Origin of the sequence: Dinoroseobacter sp. S76, from assembly GCF_049801095.1 — a bacterium.
Classification (GTDB): domain Bacteria; phylum Pseudomonadota; class Alphaproteobacteria; order Rhodobacterales; family Rhodobacteraceae; genus Dinoroseobacter.
This window is the reverse complement of sequence record NZ_JBNAGH010000009.1, coordinates 64,305-81,233: the sequence shown is the minus strand read 5'-3', so window position 1 is coordinate 81,233 and position 16,929 is coordinate 64,305. Positions and strand designations below refer to the sequence as shown.

Genomic DNA, 16,929 nt, shown 5'->3' with positions numbered 1-16,929 from the left:
CTCCTCCATCGCCTCGTCATCGGAACGGGCGATGCATCGGTGCCCTCGCCCTGAAGCGCCACCCAGTGCCCTAGCGCGCCTGATCGATGGAATACCAACCTTCCATCTGTGGCACCGGAGCCTTGAAGATCATGACATTGCCGGCCCGCGTGCCGTTTCGCGCGTCATTGTTCGGCGCTCCGACAACCAATTCATCGGCCCCATCTGCATCCAGATCAATCGCGACAAATCGGGCTCCGAACTGATCTCCGTCCGTGTTTTCTGAGAGGGGCGCCTGGCTCACCATTGTCGTGCCCCGAATGGTGTTGCCAATGCCATCGAAGGACCCATAAGCGATCTGTATGTATCCCGGGCGCGTTACCAGGCGACTGGCTTGCTCCCCCGGAAGGCCGATGGCGAGGTCGGCGAAACCGTCTCCGTTGAAGTCACCCGCGACAACCGCATTCCCAAATCGGTCACCGGCCTCGGCGCCGCCCAAACCAAGATCGTTCTGGTCAAAATGTTGCTGCGGCGCGAATGTCAGAGGCGAGGTCGGTGAGCGGGTTGAGTTATAGAGGACACTGACCAGCCCAGCCGCCTGGCTGCTGTCGATGGCTTCGGAGGGTGTGCCGATGGCAATGTCCATCAAGCCATCGCCGTTGAAATCGCCCGTGGTGACGGAGTCGCCGAAGCGATCACCGGCCTCCGGGCTTGCGCCATTTCTCTGGGAGATATCCGCGACGATATTGGGGGCGATCCCGGGCGTTCCATCCGAGGCTGCGGGAAACTCCAGGACCTGAACGTGACCCGATTTCTTCGGCGTCCCCGGACGCTCGCCTCCGCCGTACCCAATCACCAGCTCCAAGCCGGGCGAGGAGGTCAGATCCGCCGCGGCCATTGTCGTAGCGCCGTTGGTGATAAAGGCACGCTGTTCGACAAAGCGTCGGTTTCTCGCATCCCAGTAGACAGGCAGCACACGCTGCACCCCGGCGGGGGTCTGAGCATTGAGAAAGACTTCGGCGCGCCCATCGCCCGAGACATCCGCGACCAGGAAATCGATCAGCCCTGCAAATCGCAGCCCAGACGCCGCGCTCGGAGAGAAGGTCGCCAATGGCGCCAGCGCCGCGCCGTCCCACTTATAGGCGAAAAGTGCACCGCGCGCCTGTGGATCGGATCCGGGCTTTTCAAACGGCGCGGACAGAAAGACCTCGTCGATGCCGTCCCCGTCCAGATCTCCCATCTTGACCAGCCACCCCAAGCGATCTTCGGGCTCTGTGTTTCCCATCCCGTCCTGGGTCAATAACTGCGTGGGACGCAGGGCCCCCACCGCATTCCCGCGATAGGCAAAGCCCGCTCCTGCAAGGCGTTGGCCCCGGAACTCTTCCAGCGGTGCGCCAACGACCACATCCGCAAAACCATCGCCGTCAAAATTGCCCGCCGCGAGCCCATAGCCGAAGAAATCGCCCGCCTCGTTGGCCCCAAGGGACAGCGAGGCATTGACACCATAGACCTGCTGCACGGCCTGGATATCCAGCGGGCTCAGATGCCCGATGCGGTAATCCTGTGTCCGGCAGTAATTCATGATCGAATCCGGGTCATACCGGGTCAATTCACTGGTCGGGTGGATCGGGTCGCTATTGCCAAGATCGGTGACACACCAATTCGGGTTGTCCTGCCGCGCCTGAGAATGGCTGAAGTTCAACACATGGCCGAACTCGTGCACAACCGTGCCGTCAGACGCGTTGAGATTGAGGCTGGTATAGCCTTTGCGGCCCTCGAACATCCCCGGCAAGGCCGAGGACGTGTCGGTGGTGAATTTGACACGCACACCTTGGCGGCTCTCCACACATGCCCCCACATCGGAAAAGGCCAGCCGCGAGTGGCGCGCCCAGGTTTCAGCCAGGACGCGTTGGACATTGTTGCGGAAGGCGCGCGTGCTGGTCGCCGTATTTGTGCTGTCGAAAACATAGCAGACCGGGATGCTGGTGATGTCCCAGTTTGCCCCCGTGTTCAGGGCCAAAGGTTGCTGAATCGTGACGTCTTGAGCATTGGCTGGTTGGCCGAGATGCAGCGGCACCGCAAGGGCAAGGGCCGTCAATACCAGCGCCTTGGAAAAAAGGTCGTCAAATAGAGCGCGTTTCAAAGGATCCTCCGTCCGTTCCAGTCAGGAGGGTATCGCTTTGGTTCCGTCAGACAAACGTTAGCGTGCGCCGGGCAGAGTATTGACAAGCAAAAAGAAAACGCCGCCCCGAGGGGCGGCGTTTCGTGTTTCTGGTCCCGCATGATTACTCGGCGGGGATGGCACTCTCCTCGATGCCGAGGGGCACCGGGATATGGACCAGCATCTCTTTCGGGCAGACCTGCAGGAAATGGTCCTTCTCGATGTCCCAATGCTGGAGGATATCGGCGGCCTTGCGGCTGCCGGTTTCCGCCAGATGACGCTCGATCAGGCCTTTCAGCTGGGCCTCCCAATGCTCCATGGTCACCGGGCAGCGCACCAGGGTCTCCATGTTCATCATGTCGGGCGCCTTGCCCTCGGGATCATAGAGGTAAGCCATCCCGCCGGTCATCCCGGCGCCGAAATTGGCGCCGATCTCGCCGAGGATCACCGCGACACCGCCGGTCATGTACTCACACCCGTTGGAGCCGCAGCCCTCGATCACTACCGACGCGCCCGAGTTCCGCACAGCGAAACGCTCGCCCGCGCGTCCGGCGGCAAAGAGGTAACCATCGGTCGCGCCATAGAGCACCGTGTTGCCGATGATCGTGTTCTCGCTCGCATTCAGCGGCGAGCCCAGCACCGGCTTGACGACAACCGTGCCACCGGAGAGGCCCTTGCCCACATAGTCATTGGCATCGCCCGACACTTCGAGCTTGAGGCCCGGGGCCGCGAAGGCGCCCAGCGACTGACCGGCAGAGCCTTCGAGCTTCACCGTCAAGTGATCCGGCTGCAGCGCGTTGCGCATGCCGAAATTGGTGACGATATGGCTCGAGGTCCGCGTCCCGATGGTCCGCAACGTGTTCTGCACCGCATAGGACAGCTGCATCTTCTCGCCTTCCTGCAGGAAACGCGCCGCGTCCGAGACGATCTGCGCATCCAGCGTATCCGGCACCGCGTTGCGCGGCTTGTTGCGGTCATAGACGATGTTCTGCGCGCCATCGACGGTGATCAGGAGCGGGTTGAGATCCAGATCATCCAGATGCGCCGAGCCGCGGCTGACCTGCTTTAGCAGATCCGCACGCCCGATCACCTCATCGAGGCTGCGCGCCCCGATGCTGGCGAGGACTTCGCGCACTTCCTGAGCGTAGAAGGTGATCAGGTTGACGACCTTGTCCGCATTGCCGGTGAACTTCTCGCGCAGCTCTTCGTTCTGGGTACAGACCCCCACCGGGCAGGTGTTGGACTGGCACTGGCGCACCATGATGCAGCCCATCGCGATCAGCGCGGCGGTCCCGATCCCGTATTCCTCGGCCCCCATCAGGGCGGCCAGAACAATGTCACGGCCCGTGCGCAGACCGCCATCGGTCCGCAGGGTCACCCGGTCGCGCAGGTTGTTCATGGCGAGCACCTGATGCGCCTCGGTCAGACCCATCTCCCACGGCAGACCCGCATATTTGATCGAGGTCGCGGGCGACGCGCCCGTCCCGCCATTATGGCCAGAGACAAGGATCACATCCGCCTTGGCCTTGGCCACACCGGCGGCAATCGTGCCCACGCCCGAGGAGGCCACCAGTTTCACGGTCACCTTGCAGCGCGGGTTGATCTGCTTGAGGTCATAGATCAGCTGGGCCAGATCCTCGATCGAATAGATATCGTGGTGCGGCGGGGGCGAGATCAGCGTCACGCCCTTGGTCGAGTGCCGCAGCCGCGCGATCAGGTCCGTGACCTTCATCCCCGGCAGCTGGCCCCCCTCCCCGGGCTTGGCGCCCTGGGCGACCTTGATCTCCAGCTCTTCGCAATGGTTCAGGTACTCGGCGGTCACACCGAAGCGGCCCGAGGCCACCTGCTTGATCTTGGCCGACGGGTTGTCCCCGTTCGGTTCGGGGACGAAATGCGCCGGATCCTCACCGCCCTCGCCACTATCCGAGCGCGCGCCGATGCGGTTCATGGCAACGTTCAGGGTCTTGTGCGCCTCGGGGCTCAGCGCGCCCAGCGACATGCCCGGCGTGACGAAGCGCTTGCGGATCGAGGTGACGCTCTCGACCTCCTCGATCGGCACCGGCTGGCCCATGGGCGTGATCGCCAGAAGGTCCCGCAAATGGATCGGCGGGTTCGACTGCATCGCCTTGGAGAACTGCTTCCACAGCTCATAGGACGACCGGTTACAGGCCGCCTGCAACAGGTGCATGGTCTGGGCTTCCCAGGCGTGCTTCTCGCCCGAGCGGCGCGCCTTGTAGAAGCCACCAATGGGCAGCACGTCCTGCCCTCCGCACCAGCCCTTGGCATGGACCTCTTCGAGCTTGGTCTGGATACCGGAGGTCCCGATCCCCGAGATCCGGCTGGTCATGCCCGGGAAATACTCGGCCACCATGGCACGGCTGAGACCCACGGCCTCGAAGTTCAGACCCCCGCGATAGGAAGAGATCACCGAGATCCCCATCTTCGCCATGATCTTCAAGAGGCCCTGATCGATGGCATCGCGATAGCGCCGCACGGCCTCGGTCAGGGTGCAATCCAAGAGCCCGCGCCGGATCCGGTCCGCGAGGCTGTCCTCGGCGAGATAGGCGTTCACCGTGGTCGCACCACAGCCGATCAGCACCGCAAAGTAATGCGGATCGACGCATTCCGCCGCGCGCACGTTGAGCGAGCAGAAGGTCCGCAGGCCCTTGCGGGTCAGCCATGAATGGATGGCGCTGGTCGCGAGGATCATCGGCATGGCCACACGGCCCTCGGACTGGGCCCTATCGCTGAGCACGATATGGGCCGCACCCGAACGCACGGCGTCCTCGGCCTCATCGCGGATCCGCCCAAGTTCCTTCTTGAGGGTGCCTGCGCCACTACCGGCCGGGAAGGTACAGTCGATATAGCAGACCGCATCGCCGAACTGGGCGATCAGACGCTCGAACTGGGCGTTGCCGACGAAGGGGCTCTCCAGCACGAGGATCTCGGTCTGTTCCGAGGTCTCGTCCAGCACGTTCTTGAGGTTGCCGAAGCGCGTCTTGAGGCTCATGACCCGGTATTCGCGCAGACTGTCGATCGGCGGGTTGGTCACCTGGCTGAAATTCTGGCGGAAGAAATGGCTCAGCGGGCGGTACTTGCCCGAGAGCACCGCGGGCGGCGTGTCATCGCCCATGGAGGCCAGGGTTTCCTTGCCGTCCTCGGCCATGGGCACGAGGATCTGCTCGATCTCTTCGATCGAGTAGCCCGCCGCGATCTGGCGCTTGCGCAGCTCGCCGCCCTCATAGAGCGCGGTTTCGGTCACGCCTTCGAGCTCGGCATCCATATCGGTGATCTTGCCGACCCACTCGCCAAAGGGCTGGGAGGCCGCGAGCTTGTCCTTGATCTCGGTGTCGTGGAAGAGCGTGCCTTCGGCCATATCCACGGCCAGCAGCTGCCCCGGACCCAGCGCGCCCTTCTCGACGACGCCATGCTCGTTCACAGGGACCATGCCTGCTTCGGAGCCCGCGATCAGCAGACCGTCGCCGGTCACCACATAGCGCATGGGGCGCAGGCCGTTCCGGTCGAGACCGGCGCAGACCCAGCGGCCATCGGTCATGGCCAGGGCTGCGGGACCGTCCCAGGGCTCCATCACAGAGTTGCAGTAGGAATACATGTCCCGCCAGGCCTGCGGCAGCTCCACCGCCTGCTTGGACCAGCTCTCCGGCACCAGCAGGGTCTTGGCCATGGGCGCGTTCCGGCCCGAACGCACGAGCACTTCGAACACCGCGTCCAGCGCGGCACTGTCCGACGAGCCGCCCGGGATGATCGGCTTGATGTCCTCGGCCAGCTCGCCAAAGGTCCCCGAGGCCATGCGGATCTCATGGCTCTTCATCCAGTTGGTGTTGCCCTTCAGCGTGTTGATCTCGCCGTTATGGGCCAGCATGCGGAAGGGCTGGGCCAGCCACCATTGCGGGAAGGTGTTGGTCGAGTAACGCTGATGGTAGATCGCGAAGGCCGACACGAAGCGCTCGTCCTGCAGGTCCGGATAGAACTCGGCGACCTGCTCGGCCAGCATCATGCCCTTGTAGATGATCGACCGGCAGGAGAGAGAACAGATATAGAGCCCGGCCACCTGGGCTGCGGCAGCGGCCTTCTCGATCCGGCGGCGGATGACATAGAGCTCGCGCTCGAAGGTTTCCTCATCCACGCCCTTGGAGTTCGAGATGATGATCTGCTCGATCTCGGGACGGGTCGCGTTGGCCTTCTCGCCGAGACAGGAGACATCCACCGGCACGTGGCGCCAGCCATAGATGCTGTAGCCGAGGCGGAGCACTTCGGACTCCACGATCGTCCGGCAGGTTTCCTGGGCGCCGTGATCCGTGCGCGGCAGAAAAACCTGCCCCACGGCCATCAGCTGATCCATCTCGGGCTCGTGGCCCGTGTGACGGACCTGATCATAGAAGAACTCGACCGGGATCTGCACATGGATGCCCGCACCGTCGCCGGTCTTGCCATCCGCATCCACAGCACCGCGGTGCCAGATCGCCTTCAGCGCGGTGATCCCCGCCTCGACAACGGAGCGGGACTTCTCGCCCTTGACGCTGACCACAAGGCCCACACCGCAGGAGGAATGCTCTTCTTCCTCGGAATAGAGGCCATGCTCGGCCATCCAGGCGCGCTTCGCTTCTTCGGCGGCGGCCCACTCTGCGTCATACTTCGTCATGGCGTCTCTCCTTCTTGGGCGGCCGCGACCATGGCCATGATATCGGCTTCGGTCAGGCGCGTGTGGTCTCCGGTCAGGGCATAGCCCGCCGGTTTGTGATCGATATAGACCTCCTGGGTCAGCTCCAGCCCGTCGAGGCTGTCGAGCGTGCCCGCCGCAACGGCATAGAGGCCGTGCATCGGTCCGGGGGCGGTCAGGCGCCAGTAAAGCGAGCTGCCGCAGGTGGCGCAGAACCCACGCTCCGCCCAATCGGAGGAGGTGTAGGTCCGCAAGGTTTCATCAGTCTCGAAAACGACCCCGCCGGCGGGCACTTCGATGCCCAGCTCGATCCCGCCCGAGAATTTCCGGCACATGCCGCAATGGCAGGCGCCAAGGCCCTTCGGGGGCTCGGCAAGGCGGTAGCGCACCGCGCCGCAGAGGCAGGAACCGGTTTGGGCAACCATCACAGCTCCTCCCCGCAATCGAACCGGCCCTGATGGGAGGCAAAGCCGGGATCGCCGGGCACGAGGATCTCGCGCACATCCGTGTCGAACTCGCGCGTGTCCCGGTCGGTCACCATGGTGGAGCGTCCGAGGATCACAAAGTTCTCGCCCTCGGGCAGCAGCAGATCCCAAACGCGGGAGAAGCCGCCAATCGAGGCTTCGGTCTCCATATCCATCCCGGCACTGCCCGTGCGGAAGGTCACCCCGTTCCGGATGACCGTGTTCTCCGACAGCTCCAGCCGCAGGGAGAGGCGGATCGCCACCTCCTCCCCCAGATCGAGGATCGAGTCCGTGCGGGCGGTCTCGCTGCCCGTCTCGCGCAGCAGGTTCAGGTCCAGCGGATCATGGGTCATCTCGACCGTGACCGAGCCCGGCCCGGCAAGGGAGACGAAATCCCCCAGATCGCCGGTCAGATCCGAGAACTCGACCCCGACCAGCTCGCCCGCCTCGGCGCTGACAATCGCATAACCCTGATCGGCACAGCGATAGAACTGATCGACCTCGCACATGCCCTTTTGCGCCGTGAGGATCGGTGTGCAGCGCTCGGTGATCTCATCAACCAGCGGATGGGCCCCGGCCCCAGAGGCGATCCCGGACGCAAGGAGGACTGTCAGCGGCAGCAGGGCCGCAGCATAGGCGGTGCGTGGCGATGCGGTGGCGCGCATGATGTCCTCTCCGTTTTGGGTCAGTCTCTCTGACCGTTGCGTTTTCTGGTGTTAACCGGATGCCCGACACTTGCCCGACAGGTGTCCGACACCTGTCAGACGCTCTGCCGACAGGGGTCGGGCAGGGTGTGCGTTACTCGGCTGCGACCGATGCGGATTTGGCGTTGAACGCTTCGAGCATGGCCTCGGCCGCCTCGCGCCCGTCGCGGATCGCCCAGACCACAAGGCTCGCGCCGCGCACGATATCGCCCACCGCATAAACGCCGTCCATGGCGGTCTTGTGGGTGCGGAAATCGGCCTTCACCGTGCCCCAGCGGGTCACTTCCAACTCGGGCTCGCCCCACAGCGTGGGCAGATCCTCGGGCTCGAAGCCGAGCGCCTTGATCACCAGATCCGCGTCCTCGACGTAATCCGCGCCCTCGATCAACTCGGGGGCCTGACGGCCCGTGGCATCGGGCGCGCCGAGACGCATCTTCTGGACCATGACACCGGACACATCCGCGTCGCCGGTATAGCCCTTGGGGGCGGTCAGCCAGACGAACTCGACGCCTTCTTCCTCGGCATTCTGCACTTCCCGCTGGGAGCCCGGCATGTTCGCCCGGTCCCGACGATAGAGACACTTCACGCTGGTCGCGCCCTGACGGGTCGCCGTGCGCACGCAGTCCATGGCCGTGTCACCACCGCCGATCACGACAACGCGCTTGCCCTCAGCATTCAGCTCACCACTGTCGAACTCGGGCACATCATCGCCAAAGCTCTTGCGGTTCGACGCGGTCAGATAATCGATCGCGCGCACGATGCCATTCGCGCCGGCACCCGGTCCGCCCAGATCGCGGGACTTGTAGACGCCCGTGGCGATGAGCACCGCGTCATGCTTCTCGCGGATCTTCGCAAAGGAGATATCCGTGCCCACGTCGCAGTTCAGCTCAAAGGTGACGCCCCCCTGCTCGAGCTGGTCGTTGCGGCGCGTGACCACGTCCTTTTCCAGCTTGAAGCCCGGGATCCCGTAGACCAGCAGCCCGCCCGCGCGGTCATAGCGGTCATAGACGGTGACCTGGATGCCCTGACGGCGCAGCACATCCGCCGCGGCGAGGCCACCCGGGCCCGCACCGATGATGCCGACGCTCTCGGGGCGTTCCTGAGACGGGGCGATGGGCTTGACCCAGCCCTGCTCCCAGGCGGTGTCGGTGATGTATTTCTCGACCGAGCCGATGGTGACAGTGCCATGGCCCGATTGCTCGATGACGCAGTTGCCCTCGCAGAGACGGTCCTGCGGGCAGATCCGGCCACAGATCTCGGGGAAGGTGTTCGTCGCCTGGCTGACCTCATAGGCCTCCTGCAGACGGCCCTCGGCGGTCAGCTTGAGCCAATCGGGGATGTTGTTGTGCAGCGGGCAGTGGCTCTGACAATAGGGCACGCCACATTGCGAGCAGCGCGAGGCTTGCTCGGCGGCCTTCTCGGTCGCATACTCGCGATAGATCTCGTCAAAATCCTGTTTGCGCGCGTCTGCATCGCGCTTCTCGGGCATATCCTTCGCGATCTTGACGAATTTGAGCATCGGCTGATGGGCCATAAGGTCCTCCTGGCTGTCGCGCGCTGTATAAACGCGACCTTCAGGAAATAAAAGTCATGTTTGCTGACCTTAAATGTAAAAAATTCGCCGCGAGCGAGGCTTGCGGCGATATATCACCCGATTTTAGGTCAGCATGTGATACCTACCCTGCGTCAATGGGTGGTTTTTCTTTTACACTTACGCTGGATAAGTTGCCATCGAATCAATGAAGCGTACGCAGTGTCTCTGTTCCACCTCTTCCTCATCGCCGTCATCCAGGGCCTGACCGAGTTCCTGCCGGTCTCCTCCTCGGGTCACCTCATCCTGCTGCCTGCGCTCACCGGGATGGAGGATCAGGGTCAAACCATTGATGTTGCAGTGCATGTTGGCACGCTCTTTGCGGTGGTTCTGTATTTCTGGGCGGATGTGAAGATTGCGGCGGGCGGCCTGACACGGCTCGTGCGCGGCAAGGTGGATACGGCGGGCGCTTTTCTCGCCCTGTGCCTTGTGATCGCGACAGTGCCGGTGATCCTCTTGGGCCTCGTGCTCAGCGTGACGGGGCTGAATGATGCCTTGCGCAGTACGGCGGTCATCGGGTGGACCATGCTCATTTTCGGGATCGTCCTCTACTGGGCCGACCAAAAGGGTCCCAGCACCCGCGAAGCCAGCGGCTGGTCCCTGAAACACGCGCTGATCATGGGGCTCTGGCAGGCGGTGGCCCTGATCCCGGGCACCTCCCGCTCGGGCATCACGATCACCGGGGCGCGCTTTCTCGGCTACAAGCGGGAGGACGCGGCCAAGCTCGCCATGCTCATGTCGATCCCGACAATCATCGCCTCGGGCACGCTTCTGGGTCTTGAGGTCGCCTCGGACGCCAATTGGCAGCTTCTGATCGACGGCGCGATCGCCGCCCTCTTCGCCTTTGTCGCAGCCCTCGCGGCTCTGGTCCTAATGATGCGTTTGCTGAAATCGGTGAGCTTCACACCTTACGTGATCTACCGGATCGCACTCGGCGTGATTCTGCTGATCATCGCCTATAGTTGATTTATTTCGCCTAAAATTTGTGCGGTCACTACCCGCGAAGTTATCAACAATAATTTACATAACACCGAATTGTTTCAGACTGTAACATCTAAAATCCGATATTTTCTTATGTTTTCAAAGCGGTTTTGTTAACGATTTTTTAACACGCTTGAATCGTCGGCAATTCTCCGCGTAACGTCCGATCACGTTTTTAGTAGTGAGGTAATGGTTCCGTCGATAGGTCGCGGGAAAATAGACCGAGACGGCTTGGTTCAAAAAGTCATTGATTTACGCATCCTGCGACAGCGCTGTTGAGCGCGTGTGTGTGTCGTTGCGGGACAGTTCTGTGCACTTTTTATGGCCCCATTCCCTTCGAACTTGATGCCGGAGCGACACCGGCGAGGTCTGATGAGGGAACAGCAGCATGACCACCAGGACATATGAATTCACGGCCTTCACGGAGGACGATCTGGTCCAGCAGGGCACGATCGGCGGAGGTCTTGGAGAGGGCGAGACATTCGTCATGCCCGCCGCGGCAACCACGGTCATCTCGACGAAGGATGACGACAACGTCCTGTCCGGCGACTACGGCAAGGACAAGGACGACAACGCCAAGGACAGCTCCGGTCAGATTGCGGTCATCAACGGCGTCGAGATCTCCGGTGAGCAGGTCTATATCGAGAAATACTTCGTGGTGAAGGGCTCGGACGGCAAGACCTACTACCTCGCGGAGATCGAGGTCGAGGATTACCACGCCCCCGGTCAGGGCGACGACTTCTTCACCTTCATCGGCGATGTTCCCCCGGCGGGCACCACCCTGAAGACGATCGACTCCTGTGGCGTTAAAGACGGCATCAAGTACGAAGATCTGGGCGCAGGCCCGCTCGAGGATGATGCACCGGATGGCGAGTGCATCACCATCGAAGCCGAGGACATGAACGACCATGGCTTCCGCACGGTCCATGGCGACAAGGCCTCCGGTGGCCAACTGGTCAAGATCGAAGGCAATGACGGCAAGCTCAGCACCGATTTCGACGGCCCCTCGGCGGTTTATGACCTGACCCTCTATGCGCAGGACGAAACCGACGGTGTCTCGAAGCTGCGGGTCTTCGTGGATGGCGAGCATGTGGGCACCATCATGCTCGACCGGCAGAGCAACGGTCAGGGCAGCGACAATAGCGGCTTCACCGGCTTCACCCTCGAAGGGCTGGAGATCCATGAAGGCGCCGAGATCGAAATCCAGGCCTGGAAAGACTGCGGCGAGTGGGTTCGGATCGACAAGCTCGAGCTGAAGAAGGTCGATGACCTGCCCGAGAACGAGGACCCGAGCTTCGACAACCTGCCCGATGACGGCGTGATCTGCGTTGACGAGAACGAGACCTTCGTCGCCGATATCGACGCCTCCGACGCCGATGGCGACAGCCTGACCTACGAGATCGTGGGCGGCCGCGATGGCGACATGTTCACCATCGACCCGAACACCGGCGAGCTGTCCTTCAAGACGGCCAAGGACTACGAGAACCCGACCTCCGGCGGTGGCAACAACACCTATGACGTGACCGTCAAGGTCAGTGACGGCAAGGGCGGCGAAGAGGTCAAGCCGCTCTGGGTCAAGGTCAAGGATGTGGACGAGCCGGACCCGGTCTGCATCGTCATCGAAGCCGAAGACATGCATCTCTGCGGCTACTCGGTAGAGCATAACGGCGACGCCTCGGGCGGCGCGAACATCAAGGCGACCGGCTATTACGGCATCGCCGAAACCGTGTTCAACGGCCCGGCAGGCACCTATGACCTGAGCGTCTTCTCCATGGACGAGAATGACGGCAACGGCGCCATCGATGTCTTCGTGAACGGCGAGTATGTGGACACGATCTGGCTCGACCAGGGCAATGATGGCGGCGGCGGTGCGAATACCGGCTCCACCTTCTCCGAAGACGTGTTCCAGGACCTGCAGCTCGACACCGGCGACGTGATCAGCCTGGTGGGCTACACCGATTGCTACGAGTTCGCGCGGATCGACAAGATCGTGCTCTGCGAAGACGGCAAGACCTGCCCGCCGGATTACATGAAGCTCGACTTCTCCGGCCTGCAGAAGGGCACCACCGTTTCGAACCAGTTCGACGGTGTGACCATCTCGGCCCAGAAGGCTGGCGACGGCGCGGGCTCGCCCAATGACGCGATGATCTTCGACAGCAACAACACCACCGGTGGTGACGGCGATCTGGGCTATAACGGGCTGGGCAATATCCTCATCATCTCCGAGGACAATGACGCCTCCGATCCCGACGACAATGCCGGCGGCGGCACGATCACCTTCGATTTCGACGCGCCCTCGGACCTGCAGAACATCCGTCTGCTGGACATCGAAGAGCATGGCGGCACGATCAAGCTGTTTGACGAAGACGGCAACCTGATCAAGACCGTGGCCATCCCTGCCGCGGGTAACAACTCCAACCAGCTGGTGGATCTGAACGCGACCGATGTCGCCTCCATGGAGATCAACCTGGTGGGCTCCGGTGCGGTCGATGACCTCTGCTGGAAGCCGGGCGATCCGCCCGTGGAGCTGGGCTCCCTCGCCGGGCGCTACTTCTGCGACGAGAACGACAATGATATCGACGATGGCGAACCCGGGATCGCAGGCGCCACGGTCGAGCTTCTGGACGCCGCGGGCAATGTGATCGGGACGACGACCACCAATGCCAATGGCGACTATCTCTTCGAGGGTCTCGAGGCGGGCACCTATGCGGTGCGCTTTGCCCCGGATGCCGATGGCAAGACCTTCGTGGCTCAGGATCAGGGTGGCGATGATGCCGTGGACAGCGATGTCGACCCGAACACCGGCGAGACCGGTCCGATCATGCTGGCCGCGGGCGAGAACAAGACCGACGTGGATGCCGGGGTCGAAGATCCGGGCACGGCAGCTCTGAAAGGCCGCTACTTCTGCGACGAGAACGACAATGACGTGGACGATGCCGAACCCGGTGTCAGCGGCGTCACGGTTACTCTCTTCACCGCAGCGGGCGTCTTCGTGGCCGATACGGTCACGGCAGCAGACGGCTCCTACGAGTTCCTCGGCCTTGATGCGGGCGACTACAAGGTGGTCTTTGACGCGGATCCGACCGGCAAGACCTTTGTCGCTCAGGATCAGGGCAATGACGACACCGTGGACAGCGATGTGGATCCGAATACCGGCGAGACCGGCGTGATCTCTGTCGCCATCGGCGAGGTTGTCGAGGATGTCGACGCAGGCGTCGAAGATCCGGGCACGGCCTCCCTGGGCGGGCGCTACTTCTGTGACGAGAATGACAACGACATCGACGACAGCGAACCGGCTGTCGCGGGCGTCGAGGTCTTCCTGCTGGATGCCGCAGGCAATGTGGTCGACAGCCAGTTCACCGACAGCAATGGCGACTACCTCTTCACCGGGCTTGAGGCGGGCACCTACTCCGTGCGCTTTGCTGCAGAGCCCACCGGCAAGACCTTCGTCGCGCCGAACGAGGGCAACGATGACACGGTCGACAGCGACGTGGATCCGAACACCGGGGAAACCGGCCCGATCCAGGTCAATATCGGCGACGCCATCCGCGACGTGGATGCCGGGGTCGAAGATCCGGGCACGGCCTCGGTCGGCGACACCGTGTGGTTCGATGCCAATGGCAACGGCTTGCTCGATGGTGGCGAAGCTGGCGTCTCTGGCGTGAGCGTGACCCTCACCGGTGCAGGCGCTGACGGCGTGCTGGGCACGGCAGACGACACCACCGCCACCGACGTCACCGACGGCAACGGCAACTACCTCTTCGATGGTCTGGATGCGGGCACCTACAAGGTGACCTTCGATGCCTCCACCACAGGTGGGCTCGTCTTCACCACCGAAGGTGCTGCAGCCGATGACGTGGGCGCCGATGACAGCGACGCGGATCAGGCCACGGGCATGACCGAAGCCTTTGAGCTCTCCATCGGTGAAGCCGAACTGGATATCGATGCAGGTCTCGTGGACCCGGGGACAGCTTCCCTCGGAGGTCGCTACTTCTGCGACGAGAACGACAACGACATCGACGACAGCGAACCGGCTGTCGCAGGCGTCGAGGTCTTCCTGCTGGATGCCGCTGGCAATGTGGTCGACAGCCAGTTCACCGACAGCAATGGCGACTACCTCTTCACCGGGCTTGAGGCGGGCACCTACTCCGTGCGCTTTGATGCGGAACCGACCGGCAAGACCTTCGTCGCGCCGAACGAGGGCAATGATGACACGGTCGACAGCGACGTGGATCCGAACACCGGCGAGACCGGCCCGATCCAGGTCAATATCGGTGACGCCATCCGCGACGTGGATGCCGGGGTCGAAGATCCGGGCACGGCCTCCCTGGGCGGTCGCTACTTCTGCGACGAGAATGACAACGACATCGACGACAGCGAACCGGCTGTCGCGGGCGTCGAGGTCTTCCTGCTGGATGCCGCTGGCAATGTGGTCGACAGCCAGTTCACCGACAGCAATGGCGACTACCTCTTCACCGGTCTCGACGCGGGCACCTACTCCGTGCGCTTTGATGCGGAACCGACCGGTAAGACCTTCGTCGCGCCGAACGAGGGCAACGATGACACGGTCGACAGCGACGTGGATCCGAACACCGGCGAGACCGGCCCGATCCAGGTCAATATCGGCGACGCCATCCGCGACGTGGATGCCGGGGTCGAAGATCCGGGCACGGCAGCTCTGAAAGGCCGCTACTTCTGCGACGAGAACGACAATGACGTGGATGATGCCGAACCCGGTGTCAGCGGCGTCACGGTTACCCTCCTCACTGCAGCGGGCGTGTTCGTGGCCGATACAGTCACGGCGGCAGACGGCTCCTACGAGTTCCTCGGCCTTGATGCGGGCGACTACAAGGTGGTCTTTGACGCGGATCCGACCGGCAAGACCTTTGTCGCGCAGGATCAGGGCAATGACGACACCGTGGACAGCGATGTGGATCCGAATACCGGCGAGACCGGCGTGATCTCTGTCGCCATCGGCGAGGTTGTCGAGGATGTCGACGCGGGCGTCGAAGATCCGGGCACGGCGTCTCTCGGGGACAAGGTCTTCCTCGACCTGAATGGCAATGGCGTTCAGGACGCGGGCGAACAGGGCGTGGCCGATGTTTCGGTGATGCTTCTGGACGAAAACGGCACCCCAATCGCCACCACAACCACCGACGACATGGGCATGTACCTGTTCGACGGTCTGGATGCGGGCACCTACTCGGTCAAGTTCGGGGAGCCGGACGGGTTCGACTTCACCGCTCAGGATCAAGGTGGAGACGACGCGGCCGATAGCGACGCGGATCCGACCACCGGTGAAACGGCGCAAGTCACCTTGGCCATTGGGGATGAGAACCTCACCCTCGATGCAGGCCTTGTGGTCGAGAATGGAGCCCCCACGCCGCAGGATGACGCAGGCATGATCTGCGCCAATGAGCTGCTGACGCTGGATGTTCTGGCCAATGACTCCGATCCCGAGAACGACGCTCTGACTGTGACGGCGGTCAACGGAACGTCGATCACGGAAGGTCAGACCATCAATGTGGACGGTGTGTTCATCACCCTGAGCGGAGGCCAGCTGGTCTTTGACGGCGAAGCCGCCTTCATCGATCTCGACATCGGGGACACCGCGGATGTGCAGTACACCTATACCGTCTCCGACGGGATGGGTAACTTCTCGGATGCCTTCATCGACGTGGCCTATTGCGGAACCGCCGAAGATCTCGAGGACATCGCGGCAAGCCTGCCGGTTCAGGTGAACTATCAGATCATCGACGAAGCAGCAGCAGGCACCACCGATGGCTTCACGATCAAGGTCACCGGCTCGGGCGACGCGCGTCTCGACGACATCGTGTTCGAAGCGGCGTACTGCGCCAGCGCCTTCGATCCGGCCGATGGCGGAACGGATTTCACCAACGCGCCGATCCTCACCGGGGATCTCTATGTCGCCGAGGCGAGCCTCCTGCCCGACAATGTGCTGGCCGGCCAGACGGGGATCAACGGCCAGAGCGCCGAGGATAACCTCGACCTGATCAACTGGATCCTCAACCAGGACTTCCAGGGCCAGGGTTACACCGATTTCGAGGTGCAGGGCGCCATCTGGAGCCTGACCGACAGTATCGATTTCATCCGCCCGGATCTGGGTGAGCTTGAAGATGTGCGCGAAATCGTGGCACTCGCCGAGGCAAATGGGGAAGGTTTCGTGGCCGGTGAGGGCGATGTGGTCGGATTGATGATCGATCCGAACCCTGCGTCATCGACGAACAGCCAGCCGTTCATCATAGGCATCGATTTCAATGACATCGATTGCCTCTGCTGATAAGGTATTAACAAAAGGTTTACGGCGGGACCCTGTCCCGCCGTTGCTGTGGCCGTAACCGGCTTCT

The 16,929-nt window shown here is 62.6% G+C and carries 7 protein-coding genes; 2 read left to right on the top strand and 5 right to left on the bottom strand.

Annotation, left to right across the window (positions count from 1 at the left end; translation table 11 throughout):
* Positions 1-70: 70 nt before the first annotated feature.
* The 5 genes from ACP153_RS19355 to ACP153_RS19335 all read right to left on the bottom strand — a co-directional run bounded on the left by ACP153_RS19355 (position 71) and on the right by ACP153_RS19335 (position 9,523).
* A complete protein-coding gene (locus tag ACP153_RS19355; RefSeq protein WP_424972657.1) occupies positions 71-2,122 on the bottom strand; it encodes a M12 family metallopeptidase in 2,052 nt (683 codons plus the stop codon).
* 142 nt (positions 2,123-2,264) lie between these two features.
* The gene (gene gltB, locus ACP153_RS19350) at positions 2,265-6,803 is read right to left on the bottom strand and encodes a glutamate synthase large subunit (protein WP_424972656.1); all 4,539 of its coding nucleotides are present in this window, start codon (positions 6,801-6,803) and stop codon (positions 2,265-2,267) included.
* Positions 6,800-7,246, bottom strand: a complete 447-nt coding sequence (locus ACP153_RS19345; protein WP_424972655.1) for a GFA family protein — start codon at positions 7,244-7,246, stop codon at positions 6,800-6,802. The genes gltB and ACP153_RS19345 overlap by 4 nt, the downstream gene beginning before the upstream one ends.
* A complete protein-coding gene (locus ACP153_RS19340) occupies positions 7,246-7,950 on the bottom strand; it encodes a hypothetical protein (protein WP_424972654.1) in 705 nt (234 codons plus the stop codon). The genes ACP153_RS19345 and ACP153_RS19340 overlap by 1 nt, the downstream gene beginning before the upstream one ends.
* A 133-nt stretch (positions 7,951-8,083) precedes the next feature.
* Positions 8,084-9,523 (bottom strand): NAD(P)-dependent oxidoreductase, encoded by a 1,440-nt coding sequence (locus ACP153_RS19335; RefSeq protein ID WP_424972653.1) that lies wholly within the window; start codon positions 9,521-9,523, stop codon positions 8,084-8,086.
* 219 nt (positions 9,524-9,742) lie between these two features.
* On the opposite strand from ACP153_RS19335, the gene ACP153_RS19330 reads away from it, so the two are divergent.
* Together ACP153_RS19330 and ACP153_RS19325 are read left to right on the top strand one after the other, a co-directional pair.
* Entirely contained in the window at positions 9,743-10,546 is an 804-nt protein-coding gene (locus ACP153_RS19330; RefSeq protein WP_424972652.1) for an undecaprenyl-diphosphate phosphatase, read from the top strand.
* A gap of 403 nt (positions 10,547-10,949) precedes the next feature.
* Positions 10,950-16,862, top strand: coding sequence for an SdrD B-like domain-containing protein (locus tag ACP153_RS19325; RefSeq protein ID WP_424972651.1), 5,913 nt, complete (start codon positions 10,950-10,952; stop codon positions 16,860-16,862).
* The last annotated feature ends 67 nt before the right edge of the window (positions 16,863-16,929 follow it).